The 17,714-nt window shown below is 40.6% G+C and carries 12 protein-coding genes; 10 read left to right on the plus strand and 2 right to left on the minus strand.

Features of this window, described 5'->3' with window-relative positions; genetic code table 11:
* Window positions 1-30: 30 nt before the first annotated feature.
* The 9 genes from ABD930_RS14940 (at window position 31) to ABD930_RS14980 (ending at window position 13,911) form a co-directional block, all read left to right on the plus strand.
* A complete protein-coding gene (locus ABD930_RS14940) occupies window positions 31-597 on the plus strand; it encodes an RNA polymerase sigma-70 factor (protein ID WP_345232544.1) in 567 nt (188 codons plus the stop codon).
* A gap of 73 nt (window positions 598-670) precedes the next feature.
* Complete coding sequence (locus ABD930_RS14945; RefSeq protein WP_345232545.1) at window positions 671-1,843, plus strand: FecR family protein; 1,173 nt, start codon at window positions 671-673, stop codon at window positions 1,841-1,843.
* Between the two features lie 162 nt (window positions 1,844-2,005).
* Window positions 2,006-5,410: a TonB-dependent receptor gene (locus tag ABD930_RS14950; RefSeq protein ID WP_345232546.1), complete on the plus strand. Its 3,405-nt coding sequence runs from the start codon at window positions 2,006-2,008 to the stop codon at window positions 5,408-5,410.
* 9 nt (window positions 5,411-5,419) lie between these two features.
* Window positions 5,420-7,258: a RagB/SusD family nutrient uptake outer membrane protein gene (locus ABD930_RS14955; protein ID WP_345232547.1), complete on the plus strand. Its 1,839-nt coding sequence runs from the start codon at window positions 5,420-5,422 to the stop codon at window positions 7,256-7,258.
* A gap of 15 nt (window positions 7,259-7,273) precedes the next feature.
* Entirely contained in the window at window positions 7,274-8,242 is a 969-nt protein-coding gene (locus ABD930_RS14960) for a discoidin domain-containing protein (protein ID WP_345232548.1), read from the plus strand.
* A gap of 292 nt (window positions 8,243-8,534) precedes the next feature.
* Window positions 8,535-9,872 (plus strand): hypothetical protein, encoded by a 1,338-nt coding sequence (locus tag ABD930_RS14965; protein WP_345232549.1) that lies wholly within the window; start codon window positions 8,535-8,537, stop codon window positions 9,870-9,872.
* A 124-nt stretch (window positions 9,873-9,996) separates the two neighbouring features.
* Entirely contained in the window at window positions 9,997-11,091 is a 1,095-nt protein-coding gene (locus ABD930_RS14970; protein ID WP_345232550.1) for a sensor histidine kinase, read from the plus strand.
* 11 nt (window positions 11,092-11,102) lie between these two features.
* Window positions 11,103-12,929, plus strand: a complete 1,827-nt coding sequence (locus ABD930_RS14975; RefSeq protein ID WP_345232551.1) for a tetratricopeptide repeat-containing sensor histidine kinase — start codon at window positions 11,103-11,105, stop codon at window positions 12,927-12,929.
* A 253-nt stretch (window positions 12,930-13,182) separates the two neighbouring features.
* Entirely contained in the window at window positions 13,183-13,911 is a 729-nt protein-coding gene (locus ABD930_RS14980; RefSeq protein WP_345232552.1) for a LytR/AlgR family response regulator transcription factor, read from the plus strand.
* 60 nt (window positions 13,912-13,971) lie between these two features.
* On the opposite strand, the gene ABD930_RS14985 is transcribed toward ABD930_RS14980, so the two are convergent.
* A complete protein-coding gene (locus ABD930_RS14985) occupies window positions 13,972-14,445 on the minus strand; it encodes a hypothetical protein (RefSeq protein WP_345232553.1) in 474 nt (157 codons plus the stop codon).
* A gap of 294 nt (window positions 14,446-14,739) precedes the next feature.
* Between ABD930_RS14985 and ABD930_RS14990 the strand changes: the two genes are divergently transcribed.
* Complete coding sequence (locus ABD930_RS14990; protein WP_345232554.1) at window positions 14,740-15,222, plus strand: lipocalin family protein; 483 nt, start codon at window positions 14,740-14,742, stop codon at window positions 15,220-15,222.
* Between the two features lie 91 nt (window positions 15,223-15,313).
* Here the strand turns inward: ABD930_RS14990 and ABD930_RS14995 are convergent, their stop codons facing one another.
* Entirely contained in the window at window positions 15,314-17,596 is a 2,283-nt protein-coding gene (locus tag ABD930_RS14995) for a GH92 family glycosyl hydrolase (protein WP_345232555.1), read from the minus strand.
* Between the last annotated feature and the right edge of the window lie 118 nt (window positions 17,597-17,714).

The raw sequence follows: 17,714 nt of genomic DNA on the forward strand, positions 1-17,714 counted from the left end.
ATCAATAAATATGATTAAAGAACCGAAAAAATGATGATACCATTTTCGCAAAAGGGAAAATATGTGACCACTACGGAGCAGTTGTTCAATACGTATTATGTACGCCTTTGTGATTTTGCTTCCAGAATTCTTGATGATGATGAAGCTGCACAAGATATTGTTCAAGATGTGTTTGTGACCGTTTGGGAACAGCAAGACGATTTACCGAAAGAAGACCTAGCCCTCAGAAGTTTCTTATATTCATCTGTTAAATTTGCTTGTTATAATAAATTAAGGCATCTAAAAGTCGTTAATAAGTTTGAAGAACGTTTCCTTCGAGCAGAAGAACCGAAAAATCAAGAGATCATGGAGCAGATCATCCACGCGGAGGTCATGTACCATATTTACAAGGCAATAGAAGAGTTACCGAAAGGATGTGCATTAATTTTTAAAAAGGGCTATCTCGAAGGTTTGAAAAACGCAGAAATAGCACAAGAATTAAACCTATCTATTAATACCGTAAAGAGCCAAAAACAACGGGCTTTATCCTTGCTTAAAGAAAAATTAAGTCCTCAATTAGTTTCTCTTTTGATTCCTTTTATTTTTCATAAATTTTAAAATTTTTCTTAAAAAAATTCCACCCTTTTTCCTCCTTTAGGTTTCTTACAGATACAAATAGAAGAAAATCTAAATGGAAGAAAAGCCATTTTATATCGCAAAATTAATTAATAAGCTCTTGCACGACGAGCTTTCTGCGTCTGAATTGGCTGAATTGAATAATCTATTAGACGAGGAAACAAGATTACGTATACTGAACGTTTATAAAAATGATGTAACGGTACAAAAGCAATTGGATTATATTACCCAATTGGAAAAAACCAAGGGGCAAGCGTGGCGTAAAATCGTAGAAAAGCGGCAAAAACGGACACATAAAAAAGGAGGTAACAAATGGTACAGTTTTGTTGCTGCCGTAATTTGTTGTTGTGTTATTGGTACATGGACTTGGTGGTATATGAATACGTACACAACCGATCACGATATAATAGCCGATAAACGATATGGTTATAAAAATGATGTGCTTCCAGGTACTAACCGTGCAGAGTTGGTTCTTTCCGATGGAAAAAAGATAGCGCTGGATAGCGGAAAGATAGCGTACACTGAAAAAAATGGTGTACAGGTGCATGGTAATCAAGGTGCTATAGTTTATAGTGGCCAACAACATTCGCCAGCGAAGGAAGAACGGTTATATAATATTTTACGGGTACCTAAAGCTGGAACGTATCAAGTAAATCTACCAGACGGCTCAAAGGTCTGGCTGAATGCAATGTCCGAATTACGCTTCCCGGTAAATGGAACTGAACGGGATGTTTATTTAGTAGGTGAGGCCTATTTTGAAATAGCCCCGAACCAACAAAATCCTTTTAAAGTGTATATAAATGAAACGGAAATCCAGGTACTGGGTACGAATTTTAATGTGAATGCTTATCGTAAAGAATCAAGTTCAACGAGCCTTGTCTCTGGAAAAATAAGGCTGTCTACAGGGCATCATCAACAAATTCTCGTTCCGGGGGAAATGGGCATAACTACCCAAGAAGGTATTGTTTTGAAGAAAGCCAATCTGGAGAAAGCGCTGGCATGGAAAGCAGGCAATTTCTATTTTCAGCACGATCGTATCGTAGATGTATTGAACGACATGTCATTATGGTATGATATTGACGTGGTATATGAAGGAAGTATGCCGGAAAATAAATTTGGTGGTACGATACCACGGAGCTTTACATTGGCACAGGCACTGCAGATTTTAAAAGATGTCAGCGGATTGACTTTTGAAATTGATAAGAAGATCCTTAGAGTAAAGGGATAAAATAAATAGAAAACCTAAATGAAAGGACGGATGCTTATGATATGAAAACGGAATGAAACCAAACAAAGACCAACAGTGTACCACCACTATTGGCCTTATAAGGGCAAATTGCCCTCATGTTGAATTATACTGCTTACATACGAATCCTAACGAAGTAAAATTATGAAATACTTTTGCAATGGCAAAATGGGATGCTTATATATCCCAGGGGATCGCCGTGCCATTAAATTAACTGCAAGGTTTCTGAAAATAACCTATATCCTTGTATGTGCTATCTACTTCAGTGCCTATGCCACCAGCAACGCACAACAAATTAATCTTTCCGTAAAAGGCGTGTCTTTAGAAACTGTACTCAAAACAATTAGCGGTCAGACGGGATACCACTTTTTTTATAACGAAGACCTCTTGCAAAAAAAAGCACCCATTACCCTTTCCGTGAAAAATGGGCAATTAGATCATGTACTGTCTGACATTCTTGCACGCAATGGATTGTCCTATAAGATTCGAGGAAACACGGTCTCAATTGTTGAAGAGACCGTTTCTAAGAAAGTTATAGGCAAAGCAAGTATTGAAGTACGGGGTACGGTAACCGATACAGCAGGTCAAGTACTTCAGGGCGTAAGCGTTCGTGTGAAAGATAAGTCGACTATCGGTACAGTAACCGATGTTAATGGAAAATATATTCTGGATGTGCCAGATAATGCTGTTTTAATTTTTCGTTATGTGGGATATTTGGATAAGGAGATGGAAATTAATGGCCGTCAGGTGATTGATGTAACCTTAACGGAAGATATTGCAGGTTTGGAAGAGGTTGTTATTGTTGGTTTTGGTACCCAAAAGAAGCAAAGTGTTGTAGGGTCACAATCTACCATAAAACCTACCGATCTGAAAGCTCCTGTACGTGATTTAACGACGGCTATTGCCGGACGTCTAGCCGGAATAGTGGCTACACAACGTGGTGGCGGACCGGGTAATGACGGCGCCGACCTTTTCGTTCGGGGTATTGGCACTTTCGGCTCCAGTCCACGTGGCCCCCTTCTGGTGGTAGATGGGGTACCCGACCGAACCATCAATAATATTGATCCAGAAGATATTGAAAGCTTCACGGTATTGAAAGATGCAACAGCTACAGCGGTTTATGGCACAAGAGGGGCGAATGGCGTCATTTTGATTAATACCAAAAAAGGAAAATCGGGAAAGCCAAGTATCAACGCAGAGTTCGATCAGGCTATAACCAAATTTACCTACCTACCGGAATTTATAGATGGTCCCACCTTCATGACCTTATTTAATGAAGGCATGACGATGCGGGGGCGAACACCGCAATATAGTCAGGACGAAATTGATAAACATGCCAATGGTACTGATCCAGATTTGTATCCGAATGTAGATTGGTATGATGTGCTGTTTAATAAATTTGGTAGTAATAATCGTGCAACCTTGAATGTCAATGGCGGTAGTGAGCGCGCAACCTATTATATATCTGCCGGCTACTTTGGAGAAACGGGTTTGTTTAAAACCGATGATGTACAAACCTATAATTCTACCCTAAAATTGAATCGCTTTAATTTTACCAGTAATGTCGATGTGGATGTCACTAAAACAACTAAACTTGCCCTTGGTGTCAATGGCTATATTACCAACTTAAATAATCCGGCTTATGGTGTAAATAATATTTTTAATTTGGCTACCAGCTCGGCCCCGCATATTATTCCACCACAATATTCCAATGGGCAATGGCCACAGTTACAGGGGACCTTGATGAGTCCGTATATGGCCTTAACCCAATCGGGAGTTACCAACACCTATAATAATACCGTACGTTCTAATCTACGGGTTAATCAGGATCTGGGTATGTTGGTGCCTGGACTAAGCGCTACCGCCATGTTTGCCTTTGATGTAAACGTAAATAATAACCTCAAAAGAAGCCGGACTTTGCAAACTTACTGGGCAACAGGACGAGATGAAAATGGAAACTTACTGACAGAAATTTCTACCCCCGGCAGCAATGCCCTTGGTTTTGAGCTCACCCGTTATGGCGACCGGCGTTTTTATACGGAAGCTGCGGTAAATTATGCGCAAAAATTCGGAGCACATGATGTTTCCGGCATGCTGCTCTATAACCAGTCGGATTATAATGATGCTACCTCCAGAGTGAGTTCCTATAAAGCAGCGATACCTTACCGCCAACGGAATGTGGTTGGGCGTGCGACCTATGGTTATGATGAAAAGTATTTTGCCGAAGCTAATTTCTCTTATTCAGGCTCCGACAATTTTGTACCCAGTGAACGCTATGGTTTTTTCCCTTCTTTTGGTGCAGGGTGGATTGTATCCAATGAAAAGTTTTTTGAACCCTTTAAAGATGTGGTGTCACATTTCAAACTACGTTACACCTACGGATTGTCAGGTAATGCTGGTCTAAACAATGAAAATCCAGACCTCCGCTTTCTTTATTTAACAACAATTGGTGATGGTGATGGCTATAGTTTTGGTGTGCCGGGATCAACGATCAATTATACCGGTTATAAAGAAACGCGAATAGGCGGTAATGTAAAATGGGAAACCTCCTATCGGCAGAATTTAGGAGTTGAACTGAACTTTCTGCACGATGAACTGCAACTGATTGTTGAGTTGTTCAGGGAAAGAAGGGAGGGAATACTTCTTCCCAATTATGTCATTCCCTATGCTTCGGGATATACGGTTGATAATATTCCGTATAATAATATTGGAAAAACCCGAAACAAGGGGATTGATGTTACCTTGGATTATAATAAAAACTGGACAGCTGATAAATTCCTTTCTTTCCGCGGAACCTTCAATTATAATAAAAACATTGCTGTGTTTGATGGCTTGCCACCATGGCGATATCCTTATCTCGACCGGATCGGGCAGGCAATTGATCAGCGCTTTGGTTATATTGCGATGGGCTATTTTAATGATCAGGATGAAATTGACAATGCGGCTATACAATCAGGTGATGTCCGTCCGGGCGATATCCGTTACAAAGACTTGAATGGCGATGGTATCATCAACAGTAATGACCAAACGGCCATTGGCTATGGACCTACACCGCGTATTGTATATGGGCTGAGCTTAGGAGGAGGTATAAAGGGTTTTGATCTGAGTCTGTTTTTCCAAGGGGTAGGAATGGTCGATTTTAATTATGCCGGTGGTTATGCCACCACGCCTTTTTCCCAAGGCGCTACCTATGGCAATATGTACAAGCAGGTGTTGGATCGTTGGACACCAGATAATCCCAGTCAGGACGCCTTTTATCCCCGATTATCGACTAATCAAGATGCAACCACCAATTACTACACTAGTACACATTGGGTACAGCGAGCAGATTACCTGCGCTTAAAACAGGCAGAGATAGGCTATTCTTTTATGGATAAGAAATTTTTAGACAAGCTGGCCATAAAGAAATTACGGTTGTATCTCAACGGAACAAACTTATTTACTATTTCACCATGGAAGTTCTGGGATCCAGAGTTGGGGGATGGTAGAGGCGCCGTTTATCCGAATATGACGACATACAATTTTGGTCTAAGGGCAAACTTTCAATAATCAGTAAAAATGAAAAAATATTTTTATAACATATGTTCCCTGATAGGTGTGCTGATGGTTTCACTTATTCCTATGGGTTGTCAGAAAAATTACTTTGATACACAACCGGATAATATTGTTTCGGTAGATGAAATTTTCGCTAATCGCGGACAAACAGAGCGATGGTTGGCGGGGTTGTATGCCATGGTTCCGGATATCTGGAATGCCGATAATTTTATTTATGTATTTACCAATACGACAGACGAACTCGACGTGAGCAATTGGAACAATCCGGCCATTAACAGCGGCGCATTAAATCCAAGTACTACACCCAGCAAGTTTCATAACTACTATGAAAAAATACGTCTCGCATCGATTTTTTTGGAACGGATTGATGATAATGAAGAAATAAAAGCATTGGTGAACGGTGCACAGCTGATTCAGCAATATAAGGGGGAGGCACGGTTCTTACGCGCTTTTTATTATTGGATGTTGATGAAAGAAGTGGGTCCAGTAGTGATTTTACCTCTAAATTCTGGCACACCTGAAGATGATTACCAAATTCCAAGAAGCTCTTGGGATGAATGTGTAAGTTTTGTTTTATCGGAAATCGCAGCAGCAAAAGAAGATTTACCCTTAAACAACTATGCGGTGGGAAGCACAACAGAAATTGATGAAACGCAGACCGGTAGAATCAATAAAATCATTGCGACGGCCGTAGAATCGCAAATTCTGTTATTCAGCGCCAGTCCGCTATACAACGGCAATAGTGAAATGGCTGACTTTAGGAATTTAGATGGCAAGCAACTGATTTCACAAACATATGATGCGAATAAATGGAAATTGGCAGCTGACAAAGCAAAAGAGGCTATCACATTAGCGGAAGCAAATGGAAAGGGGATTTATCGGGTGAATGATGCCGATCCTTTTCGTGCTGCCTTCCTGTCTTGCCGTAATCTATTTTGGGATGGCTGGAAAACAGAAGGTATATGGTTGCGTACGGCGAATGATATTTCCGGATATGAGATACGCGTTGCCCCACGTGCAACACAAGGTACAGCCTATAATGGTCTTGCGGTAGTGCAACAATTGGTGGATGATTTCAGAATGGCCGACGGTAAATCCATCAGTGAAAGCAATAATTATCAGGAAGATCAATACACCAATACCGCGACACCCTATTATGTAGCCGGAACAAATGTGATGTACACCAATCGCGAACCTAGGTTTTATGTTGATGTTACCTTTAATGGTTCTGTAAACCCTGCAGTACCTAAATCTGGTGAGAATAATGCTCGCGTTGAATTCTTTTATACCGGTAACTCTGGTAAAAGCGGAGCGCCACGAGACTGGCCGAAAACTGGATATGTTGCACGTAAAAATTTGCATCCAACCTACAGTGTAAGTCCTTCGGTAAATGTAACTCGGCCTACAATGGTGATTCGGCTGGGTGAACTCTATTTAAACTATGCAGAAGCGTTAAATGAATCAGATCCGGGAAATCCGGATGTTTTGAAGTATTTGAATGCGATCCGTACCCGTGGAGGAATCTCTGCGTTACCTGAAGGTTTAAATCAAGATGAATTGCGGAAAGAGATACGCCTAGAACGACGATTGGAACTTTGCTTTGAAGGACATCGGTATTTCGATGTACGGCGGTGGAAAATTCCGAATAAGCAAGGATCGAATCAGGGTGGAGCTTTTTATGGGATGGATATCGATGCTGGCACAAGCCTATCTGATCCCGCTTTTCATACGCGTGTCATCGCATTTACGCGAGCTCCTTGGCAAAGGCGCTATTACTTTTTACCTTATGGCCAGGATGAAATGGATCGCAATAAGCAACTCGTTCAATTTCCAGGATACTAATTAGGATGAAATGTCATGAAGAAAATAAAAATAAATATAGCGTATGGGTTCAGCCTCATATGGATTGCTTGCTTGTTGTTTATGGCTTGTGATAAATCGAAACCTTACGAAGAACTAAGCAACGATAAAGATGGAGCAATGGTGTTTATTGCGAAAGCAAATAATGATATGCAGCAGCTAACGATGTTTCCTTATGAAAAACGAACGCTGAAATTCAACGTTGGTTTTGGGGCATTGGGGCTTCCTGCAGAAGATATTCATATTTCCATGAGTGAAGATATGCATGCTTTTGATAGCCTCAACACCATCCGGCAAGCCAATGGTGAGGCGGCTTATGTGAAATTTCCGTCTGCTGCCTATGCCATTGATCAGTTGAATTTTACCATTCCTAAAGGCAGTGTATCATCCGATTATGCTACATTGTCGTATGACCCCGAAACCTTCGATCCTGAAAAAGATCACTTATTGGCTTTAAGCATTACCGATGCTTCGGGATATACCATCAGTCCAGCCGCGAAGACGTTGCTGATTGTCGCACCAAAATTGGAAGAAAGAGCCGCGGATACGAAAGGTTGGATAGCTACAGCCTCTACCGAGCAGCTAAGCGGGGAAAATACTGGCTTAGCCTCAGCCGTATTGGACGGCGATCTAAATACCATATGGCATTCGCGTTATAGCGGAGGAACGCGTAGCAGCTATCCGCATTGGTTAAGCATTGATATGTTAAAATCAACCTATGTGACGAAGATAGCCATGGCGCCCAGACAGAATAATGCCAATGGATTTACCAAGTTTAAATTGGAAGGCAGTACTGATGGGAAAACATGGTTTACCTTAGGGGATAATCTATCATTTGATCCTGCCAACAAGGCTTATCAATCGTATGAAATTGAACCACAGTACTTAAGAAATATCAAAATCACGATGCTGGAAGGCTTACAAGACCTAACGTTCTTAGCAGAATTCGTGGTGTATACGTATTAGGGTAAAAGCTAGAAATTAAAAATAGCCCGAAGAAGACGTTCTTTGGACTATTTTTTCAAATAACGTGTAATGCCCACTTTTTGGACCAATGGTAGTCAATACTCCTGTACGGACTTTATTCATATATGGAAGTGCTTCTTTGTTGGTCGATAAACAACAAAGAAGCTGCGACTGGCGTTGATTTTTGTCGATTATCGGCATAGGTGAGACGAACTAAAGCATCTATCGGCTATTGGCTGTTTTTTGCGGTCGATGGCGAAGAAAGATACCAAGCGTGATCACCTTTGTTGGTATGAAATGTATACAACCAAAATGGAAAGGCATGATGGCGGCAAGTATTTTTTATACGTATTTGACCATTGTCTTTTGTGTAATCTCTTTCGTTGCCTGTAAAAAGTCTGCCGATTCTCTTGCCGATCAAGAACTGAATCAGCAAAGCAATAGTGGTTTAGTAACTACTGTTGGTCAACTGCTAGAAACTCCAAAAACGGCCATTATTGGCCCGGCGGGGGGAACGTTAGTATCTAAGGATGGGCATCTAACAGTGACCATTCCTGCGGGTGCATTAAGCACCGAAACAACTGTGGGTATTGCCGCAATTACCAATACGTTTGACGCAGCAATGGGATTGAACTACCATATAACACCACATCTGGAGTTGGAGAAAGCCGCTACATTGAGTTTTTCTTACAAAGGCATAGAAGACAGTTTGAGTGCGGTTGGGTTAACGGGAATCTGTTTTCAGGATGAACAGGGTGTTTGGCAATTGAAATCCGGTAGCCAATTTGATAGCGAGCAAAAAACAATAAGCGTAGAAACCAATCATTTTAGCGATTGGGCCTTAGCTAGGATTGTACGTTTAACGCCTTCGAAGGCGCTTATCTTACCAGATGAATCGGTGAAAATTACCCCTTTGGTTTGTATTCCCTTGAAAGGAATAAACGATCTGGCAAAGATTTTTATCACCGGTGCTCCAGATATTCCATTGGTAAAGCCCTATGAACTTCCGCAGGATTATGTGGTTGATACTTTTGTGATAGGTGACGAATCGGTTGAGGGAATGGGTACCTTGACGGCTACCGGAGAGAATAGCATCATTTATACAGCCTCTTCCGATGTAAATCCTAAAATTAATCCGGTAACCCTTGTCTATACCTTAACGAATACGCCCATGGTCTTGCAGGCCAAGATTCAGGTTGTCGTCAACACCACTGGTGTGACCATAACGTTAGGTGGAAAAACCTACCAATACGATAATGCCTATGCAACAGTGGAAAGCGGACATTATACCGTTGTTTTTCAAGCAAAAAATCAAGGCAACGCTTACCATGGTTCGATTGATTGGTATGGAAACGGTGAGGGTTCTTATTCATGGAGTGATGACAATCAATTTTTGTGGATACCGGAAGGACTAAGCCCTAGACGTGCTTATCAGCATGTGTATCAAGAAGGGGTAAAAATTAGCGCCGGAAAAGTGGTACTTAATTATTTGGGTGATGGAGGAGAACTGCTTATTGGCGAATTTGTTATTGCCAATGCTGGAGCAACAGATGTAGAAACAGGGGATGCAACTTATTTAGGCGATGCAAAAATCACGGGTTCATTTATGGTACGCATAGCAATAGATTAATGGTTATGATGCCTTAAGGTACCTGAGCTGGCCAGACCGGTTATGTGTCGATGAAACTGAACGGTTTGTCTACAAAGCCTTTTTAGCTAATGTAATGGATAAGATGATTGTTTATCTTTGAAATATGGGGCTAGTAGCCATGTTTCAGACTTTTGCTCATAAACGCGTCGTTCAACACATCGTTTTTTGGGTCATTGCCTTAGTGGTAATGACCTTTCTTTATAGTATCTATATCAAAAGTTTTTGGTCGGCGCTACACTTCAGTGTTTTTTTCTGGCTTATCCAATTGGCCTATTTTTATACCGTAGCTTATTGGGTGATCCCTAAAACCTTACTCAGAAAAAGATATGTATCTTTTATCCTATCCTCCTTATTCTGTTTTTTTGTCGCTATACTGCTCTTCCGTTTAGTAGAGATTTTCTATGCTGATCCCTATGTGTATCAATTCCTCAATAAGCTCAATCAGTCGTTTACTTGGGAGAAGATGCAAGGTAATTTCTGGCAACAACTCCTTCACTTTCCCGCTTTTATGAACGCGCTGGAGCAAACCAATATGGTTGTTTGGTTTGCAGTGGCCATTAAATTATTTAAACTTTATTGGGAACGGAGGGAAGCTGCGGTAGAGGCTGAACTTAATTTTTTAAAGAGTCAAATTCAGCCACACTTTTTATTCAATACCTTAAATAGTTTATATGCGTTAACATTGAATCGCTCACCACAAGCGCCTAATGCAGTCATTAATCTTGCTCAAATCCTGCGCTATATTCTGTATGAATGTAATGCGGAATGTGTTAAATTGAGTAAAGAATTGGAGATTATTGAGCAATACATCGCATTGGAGAAGTTGCGCAGTGATCGGGAGCTGGACGTGAATTTAAATTTAACCGGTCAGATCGAAGCGCAGCAAATCGCTCCGCTGTTGCTGTTGCCTTTGGTAGAAAATGCGTTTAAGCATGGGGTGCAGGAAGCGATTGATCCGGGTTGGATGAATATACAAATGATTGTAACCGAAAATTATCTTTCCTTTAAAATTGCGAATACTAAGCCTGTGAAAGCGAAAGGAAAAAGCGGGGATACTAAACATAGCATCGGCTTGGCGAATATTCAGAAGCGATTGCATATTATGTATCCAAATGCGCATCAACTACGGATTTACGATGAAGAAGAAGATGTGTTTGCTGTTGTTATGGAAATCAACTTAAATCAATTAGCCAGTTAAAAGCATGAAATATGGTCGTTCTTCATTGCCGGTGCATTAAGATCTATCTTTTATTGTTGATTGTTTGTACGGGTTCGTGTCAGGATATCCTGGCACAAAACCAGCAAGACCATTTGTATTTTCAGCAATGTATTGATTCTGCAGAATATCTGATACAGTCGGGCAAATTCGCCGGTGTAGAAGAATTGCTTTTGAACGCTACACAATTGGCTGAAGAAAAACTGAATAACGAAAGTAAACTCAGATGCTACACGGACTTGGCGGGTTTTTACTACAGCATGCTGCGTTACCACGATGCATTGAAGATGGCAAGAGTGCAACTGAAGTTTGCGCTATTGATAAGCAATGATGAAAAAATAGCGGATGCCTATAATAATATTTCGTTGCCTTATCATGCGATGGGCGATTTAAAGCAGGCTTCTGTTTATCTGTTGAAAGCGATTCATCAAATTGAGGGACATCCTGCAGCGAAGAATCGCTACAAATATTTCACTAATCTGGCTTCAATATTTATTGATCTAGGCGACCAAAAGAATAGCCTTTATTATGCCAAAAAGGCTTTTGATCTGGCGACATCAAAAAAGGACAACTATTTGATAGCCAAAAGCTTGATTAATCTATCCATCAGCGAAGTATTGAATAAACAGCCTGCTCAGGCAAAAATACATTTACAGGAGGTTATTCATTTAGCTCAGGAATTGAAGAATACCAACCTGGCGATCCATGCTCAGCTCAACCTCGGTGATCTTTACAATCAGGAGGGGCAATATCAACAAGCCTTGAAGTATTACCAGACTTCGGCCGAAGCCTTGAAGCAATTACCTAATACAGATTATGACATGTACGTGCTGTCTGGCTTGGCTTCAACCTATGATCACCTGGGTAATCATACCTTGGCAAAATTATATTTTGAAAAAATGATCCCTTTAGCGAAGCAATACATGACTAAAAACGACCTGATGGAAAGCTATCAATTAGGGGTAAAAGTTTATGAAAAGGTAGGAGACTATCAGCAGGCCTTGGCGATGCAGCGAGAACATAGTCGTTTACAAGATTCTATATTAAATGCTTCTACCCAAAAAGTAGTACGTGAGTTGGAGGCGAAATATCAATTATCAAATAAAGAAAAGACGCTTGCGCAACAACAGTTGCAACTGAAGGAGAAAAATCGACTTATTCTATTGGTGCTCATAGCGATGGTGCTATTGTTCCTTTTAATGTGTGTCGTTTATCTGGTTTACCGTAATAAGCACCAAGGTATCCAATTGGCTTTGTTGAAAGCGCAGATCCATCCGCATTTTTTGTTCAATACTTTGAATAATCTGTATGCGTTAAGTATGAGCAAATCATCAGAAGCACCTGATGTCATTACAAGCTTGTCGGATATTCTTCGCTATATTTTGTATGAATGCAATGTTCCTATGATTTGCCTGGAAAGGGAAATCGGTGTGATTGAACAGTACCTAAGGTTAGAACGTATACGGTTTGAAACGAATTTAGATATTAATTTCTACAAGAAAGGCAATCATAAACAAACCTATATAGCGCCATTGCTGCTATTACCTTTGGTTGAAAATGCATTTAAACATGGGGTGAGTAAGCAACTCGACGAGGCGTGGATACATCTATCTTCTGAAGTTTATGAACAACATTATATATTTAAAATAGCCAATAGTAAACCCGAAAACAAGGGAAAACAAACATCAAGTCCATATGGCCATATTGGCTTGGCTAATATTTATAAAAGATTGGATATTTTGTATCCGAAACGGTATAAAATACAGGTGTCCGATGAAGACGGACAATTTATTGTTTTGCTTAAATTGTTTTTGAAGTGAATGATCGTCGACAAACGCCATTAAGCAACAATATCCTGTTAATTGATGATCGATGAAGGCTATTCATATATGGTTCTTGAAGCCGTATGGAGAAAGCACTTGTTTTGGTTTTTATTTCGGTACTTTAGAGACATGAAAATGATGGGTTAAGGCGTTCCTTATGACGTCATTGCGAGGAGGTAGATGTGGCTAAATCGCTGAAAGTAGATGAACGCCTTATAACGGCATATAATAGGGAATAAACAAATTTCGAATGAAAATAAAAACCCTTATCGTAGATGATGAACCTTTTGCACTTGAGGTGATCGAAAAGTATCTGGAAAATTTTCCAGAGATTACATTGGTGGCCAAATGTGTAAATGCCATTCAAGCCTTTCAGATGCTGCAAAGGAACAAGATTGATCTTCTCTTTTTGGATGTGAAAATGCCCGGCCTAACTGGAACAGAACTATTGCGAAGCCTGAAAAATCCTCCTAAAGTTATTTTCACAACTGCTTTTCATGATTATGCGGTTGAAGGATTTGAATTAAACGCGGTGGATTATCTTTTAAAGCCGATTCCTTTTGACCGATTCCTTAAAGCGATGGATAAAGTTTTTGACCAATTGAAGCTACAACAATCGGTTATTCATCAGCAAGAAGTGTTGCCTCTAGGGCGATCGGCAGAAAACTTCCTTTACCTGAGGGTGGATCGGAAGATGGTGAAGGTTAACGTGAACGATATTTATTGGATCGAGAGTCTCAAAGACTATATTAAAGTTGTATTAAAAGAAAAAGTGCTGATTTCTAAACAGAAAATTAGTTTACTGGATGACCTGTTGCCGGAAGATAAATTTGTACGCATCCATCGTTCGTTTATTGTTTCCTTGGATAAAGTAGACAGCTACCATAGTTATGCCGTCGAAATAGGTGGTAAGGAATTACCGATAGGTCGGCATTATAAAGCCGATTGCCAGCGACGATTTTTTAGCCCGAGTAGCTAATTCACACATAAAAATTTTCATGTGTTTGTTAGGACGGTAGGGCAGACATGCCCTCCGTTTTTAATCCAAAAGAAGACTGATTAATATAGCGATAAACCCAATGATATTAAATAAGCCCCGTTGTAACATGGTCTTTATCCAGACCTCCTGCAAATTATGCCCTCCTTCCACTTGCTGAAAATGAAGCAGTTGATTAATCAGTTGGTTAATGGGTTCGCTACGTTTAACGATAAGCCATAAATCTGCGAATAGACATAACAAAGCAATGCTATAACACGAAGCTGTTAAGCATGAGTGTTGATGAAAGTTGACCACTATCCATAATAAAATCAAAAATGGTGTACCTAAGTATAAAGCCTTTAACGGTTTGCGAAGGTATCGATCAATCGTTTGCCTCAACGTTAAAAAATGATCTAAAGGGATTTGCCTTAAAGCATTTCCTAAAGCCAGATGATAACACATTCCTTGCGCAGCTATAATAAAATAGGCTAGCACAATAATGAACTGCATACTGGTAGAAAAGGACGTTATCATGATGTTCGCTGTTAAATGAATATGATGATCTTTTTTTCAAAGTAGCATACCCTCCTTTTTTTAAAATAAGATAGTTGTTAAACAACCATTGCTTACCGATGAACTTTAAAAACAAGGAGATAAACGTAATCGGTCCGATAAGTAAAGGATTTCGTAGTTAAATATATTAGTCGGTCGACTTTTGTTGAACAACTCTTACCGACTAGCCATTTTTGTGCACATGAATTGATCAGTAAGTATGATCTCGTTAATGAACAATAAATAGCATAAAGAATGAAAAAAATGAACATTAAAATGAAAAAGTACCCATTAATTATGATGATTTCCCTGATTGCTTTTGCGGCTTGTAAAAAAGATAAAGACAATGAAGATGGGGAGCCAGCGAAGACCGGTTTTGTGGATAAAAAGTGGGTACTGGAAAGCATGACGATTAATCCGGCTATTGACCTTAATGGCGATGGTACTGCAGAAACAGATATGATGGATTTCTCCGATCCGTGTGTCCTTGATGACATCACCACTTTCCGTAAAGATGGTAAGACTGTGCTGAACGATGGTAAACTCCGTTGCAATGAAGAAAATCCGCAAGAACGGGTAACGGGCACTTGGTCTTACGATGAGGCTACGAAGCAATTGACAACACAGGAAACAGGAGAAAGTCCATCAACGGTACAGGTCGTTAAAATAGACGATCAGCACTTGGTGCTCAAACAAGAAATGACAACTGACGATGGAACCGTTTATACGATTACAGTGACCTTAAAAAAGGCGACATAAGATAAGTTATGTTAATTATGCAAAAAAGGTGTCTAAAATGTCGCGATCGCGACATTTTAGACACCTTTTTATAGTGGTTACCAACATTTCATTATTTGTCGTCACTCGTGCTGATCGAGTAAGGTCTATCACCTAAGGCAATACCCCGTTTTTTGTTCGGTTGATCGCCCATTTCGAGCGCTAATTGACCACCGTTAATTAAATCACCATAGGTGATGTAATTTTTAGAATAGGTTTGGCCATTTAAGCGGGCTTCTTGGATATAAACATTTTTGGCGTTATTATTTTGGGCATCAATAACAAATTTTTTGCCGTTTTCCATGGTTATCGTGATCTTTTCGAACATCGGGCTACCCAATACATATTGGTCGGTTCCAGGACAAACACTGTAAAAACCAAGCGCGCTTAAAACATACCAGGAAGACGTTTGTCCCTGATCTTCATCTCCCGGATAGCCATTTTCCGTGCTGTTATAAAGTTTTTGCATGACGTTACGGGCATGGTATTGCGCTTTCCAAGGTTCACCAGCATAATTATAGAGGTAAACCATGTGCTGGATCGGTTGGTTTCCATGGGCATATTGCCCCATATCCGCCATAACCATCTCCGTCATTTCATGAATCATACCGCCATAACTGCCTACATTTACCCTGTTGGGTGCTGTAAATACGGAGTCTAATTTTGCTACAAAGGCTCGGTCTCCACCGATAAGATCGATTAAACCTTGGGGATCGTGAAAAACCGACCATACCCAATGCCAGGCGTTACCTTCGGTAAATGGACCTCCCCACTCAGCGGGATCGAAATTAGGACGCCAATTTCCTTTTTCATCCCGCCCTTCCATGAAACCAGTTTGTTTATTAAACACATTTCTATAGTTATAGAGTTGCTTTTTGAATACTTCGGCATAGAAGGGTTGATTGGTCATCTTGGCCAATTGATAACCACAAAAATCATCGTATGCATATTCTAACGTTTTGGCTGTTGCCTCGCGGACTTCTGTATAAGGTACATAACCAAGCTGATAATATCCCTTCCAGCCATCGCGTCCATTGGCAGGACCCCACGGACCCTTATTGGTGGCTTCATGCAGATAAGCAGCTAACGCTTTCTCCGGATCGAAGGTCCGGATACCTTTAGCCCAGGCATCAGCCAGTAGGGAAATAGCGTGGTTGCCGATCATACTTCCACCTTCGCTGGGGAATGACCAAGAGGGTAACCAACCACACTGTTCGTAAGCAGCTAACAGGGCCTGCATATACTGTCCATGCATCGTGGGATGCAGTAAGGCATTTAATGGAAACTGCGCCCTGAAGGTATCCCAAAAGCCAGTGTCGGTAAACATATGTCCTGCATGTATTTTGCCATCATATGGACTGAAATAATAGGGTTTGCCATCTTTATCGTATTCAAAGTATTGGCGGGAAAATAAACTGGCTCTAAAGAAACAGCTATAAAAGGTGGCCCTATCTTCCTCGCTTCCCCCTTCTACCATGATTTGGCCTAACTGTTTATTCCAGGTAGCTAGTGCTTTATTCTTCGTTGCTTCCAACGTTTTGTCAGTACCCAATTCCCGCTCTAGGTTTAAATAGGCTTGTTCCTGACTGATATACGACGAAGCAACTTTTACCTGAACCCGTGCTCCGCTTTTAAATGCGATATAGGCACCCTTACCATCACCGGAAGCAGTTAAGGCATCTGCCTGAGTGGTGTTTTGCCGATTTTCCCAAGTGCCATAAGTTTGGAAGGGTTGATCAAACTGTGCAACGAAAAAGCTTTTATAACCTTCTTTAAACCCTCTTCCATTATGGACAAAACCTATGATCTTCCGCTCCTTTGGAAAGATTTGTATATCACTATAACCGGTATAACCATCTAAGACTAAAAATGCCTGGTGTCCTTTTGGAAAAGTGAAGCGCAAATGTGCCCCTCTTTCCGTAGGCGCAATTTCTGTTTGGATGGCATTGTCCATATGCACGCTGTAATAATAGGGCTTAGCAATTTCCTGATCGTGACTAAAACCGGTAGCGCGTTTGTCTTCATTTACTTGTAGGCTATCTAGGGTGGGAAAGAAGGAGAATACGGCATAATCATTTGTCCAAGAACTACATTGGTGAGCTTGTTGGAACCCACGTAAGGTCTTTTGGAAGTATTGGTATTTCCATCCATCACCGTTTTTGCCGGTTTGGGCTGTCCATGTATGCATACCAAAGGGTAGCGCTGTGGTAGGGTAGGTATTACCCCTTGTCAGTTCATGCTTCGAGTTGGTGCCCTGCAAGGTGTTGACGTAGTCGGCTACGTTTTTCTGTTGGGCAAAACTCGAAGGGACCGCACTGCATAAAAGGAGAAATAAGGCTGTTCTTTTAGTATTCATGACGGAATGTTAATGCTGATAAAGGTTAGCTCATTTTTTATTTAATGGTTACAAACAAAAATAATAAAATAAGTTAAACCGTTTTAGCATTTTATAGAAAAAGCATCAGAAGGTGCTC

It is taken from the genome of Olivibacter ginsenosidimutans, assembly GCF_039542865.1.
Taxonomy (GTDB): domain Bacteria; phylum Bacteroidota; class Bacteroidia; order Sphingobacteriales; family Sphingobacteriaceae; genus Olivibacter; species Olivibacter ginsenosidimutans.